Below are 1,676 nucleotides of genomic sequence, written 5' to 3'. Positions count from 1 at the left end.
CGAGCTCGCCGACGGCCGCTGGCAGGACGGCTACCTGTTCGCCCTCGCCGGCCCGATCTACGCGGGCACCAACGAGATCCAGAAGAACGTCATCGCCGAGCGCCTGCTCGGCCTGCCGAGGGGGAATCGATGAAGTTCGCGCTCGAACCCGAAACCCGCCAGTTCGCCGAGTCAGTCGATGCCATGCTCGCCCGCAAGGATGTGCCGGCCGCGATCCGCGCGTGGAACAGCGGCGATACCGCCCCCGGCCTCGCGCTGTGGTCCGCCCTCGCCGAGCAGGGCGTATGGGCGCTCGGTGTACCGGAGGAGCACGACGGCATGGGGGCTACACCCGTAGAGGCCGTGGCCATCGCGGAGGTCCTCGGCGCGCGCGGCCTGCCGGGACCCGCCGTCGAGACGCTGTTCGTGGTGCCGCGGATCGCCGCCGCGACCGGCTCGTCCGAGCTCTACTCCGCCGTTGTAAAGGGATCGCCCGTTACTGCCGCGGCCTCCGGCGTCAGCCCCCTCGCCCCAGGGGTCGACGTCGCCGTATCCCGCCTGCTCATCACCTCTGACGGCGGAGTCCTCTCCTGCCCCGAGGCCGCCTCGCAGGCATCCGTGGACCGGGCACGCCGCGTCGCCGCCCTCGACTCAGAGGGCGCCGAGAAGCTCGGCGAAGCGGACTTCGCGGACGTCGTCGATCACGGCGCGCTCGGCACCGCGGCGGTTCAGCTCGGCCTCGCCGGCGCGATGCTGCGCATGGCCGTGGACTACGCGAAGCAGCGCTCCCAGTTCGGCAGGCCCATCGGGGAGCAGCAGGCCATCAAGCACGAGGCGGCCGATGTCGCGATCGCCGTGGAAATGGCGCGGCCGCTCCTATGGGCGGGGGCGCTCGCGCTCACGGAGTCGCCGGGGTCGGAGCAGTCCCACCGCGACGTCTCGGCGGCCGCGCTCGCCTGCGGCCGGGCCGCGGACCTCGCCGCCCGAAATGCCCTCCAGATCCACGGCGCCATCGGCTACACGATGGAGCACGATCTCGGCCTGTACCTCACGAAGTCCCGCGCCCTGCAGTCGTCGTGGGGCACACCCGCTTTCCACCGGGCACGGGTGCTCGCGGCGATCGAGGGCGCGGGGGCGTCGCGATGAGCACCGACGTGGACACCCCAGCGGCGGACCAATCCCCCGCCGAGGCCGCAGCCATGGCCCCCGGCACGGACACCGAGGACCAGGCCGCGCTGCGCGAGGCGATCCGCGCGCTGCTGGAGCGACGCTCCGATTCGGCCGCCGTGCGCCGCGCCATCTCGGGCGAGACCGGGAGCGATCCCGCGCTGTGGGAGGCCCTCGCAGGGCAGGTCGGCGTCGCGGCGCTCGGGATCCGCGAGGAGTTCGGCGGTGCCGGAGGCTCGTACCTCGAGACGCATCTCGCCGCCGACGAACTGGGCCGCTCGCTCGCGCCCTCTCCGTTTCTCGGTTCGGCCGTGCTCGCTGCGTACGCGCTCATCGCCTCGGGCCATTCCGCCGCGTGCGCCGAGCACCTCCCCCGCATCGCCGAGGGCACCGAGTACGCACTGTGCCGCGCCGGAGAGCGCGGATGGCACGGGCAGCCCGGGGTGTCGGTCGATACCGGCAACGGCGCGGACGGCGCTTTCGGCGACGTGGCAACACTGAGCGGTACCGCCCACTACGTGCTCGGCGGG

At 73.3% G+C, this 1,676-nt stretch carries 3 protein-coding genes; all 3 read left to right on the top strand.

Annotated features, from left to right (window positions below):
* Positions 1–133: acyl-CoA dehydrogenase family protein (locus tag V7E05_RS02515; protein ID WP_333618117.1), on the top strand; the 133-nt coding region annotated here is incomplete at its 5' end.
* On the top strand, positions 130–1,125 hold the full coding sequence (locus V7E05_RS02510) for an acyl-CoA dehydrogenase family protein (RefSeq protein WP_333618102.1): 996 nt from the start codon (positions 130–132) through the stop codon (positions 1,123–1,125). The genes V7E05_RS02515 and V7E05_RS02510, both read left to right, overlap by 4 nt.
* A gap of 53 nt (positions 1,126–1,178) precedes the next feature.
* Positions 1,179–1,676: acyl-CoA dehydrogenase family protein (locus V7E05_RS02505; protein ID WP_333618116.1), on the top strand; the 498-nt coding region annotated here is incomplete at its 3' end.

It is taken from the genome of Dietzia sp., assembly GCF_036741115.1.
GTDB lineage: Bacteria > Actinomycetota > Actinomycetes > Mycobacteriales > Mycobacteriaceae > Dietzia.
This window is presented reverse-complemented; position numbering and strand designations above follow the sequence as displayed.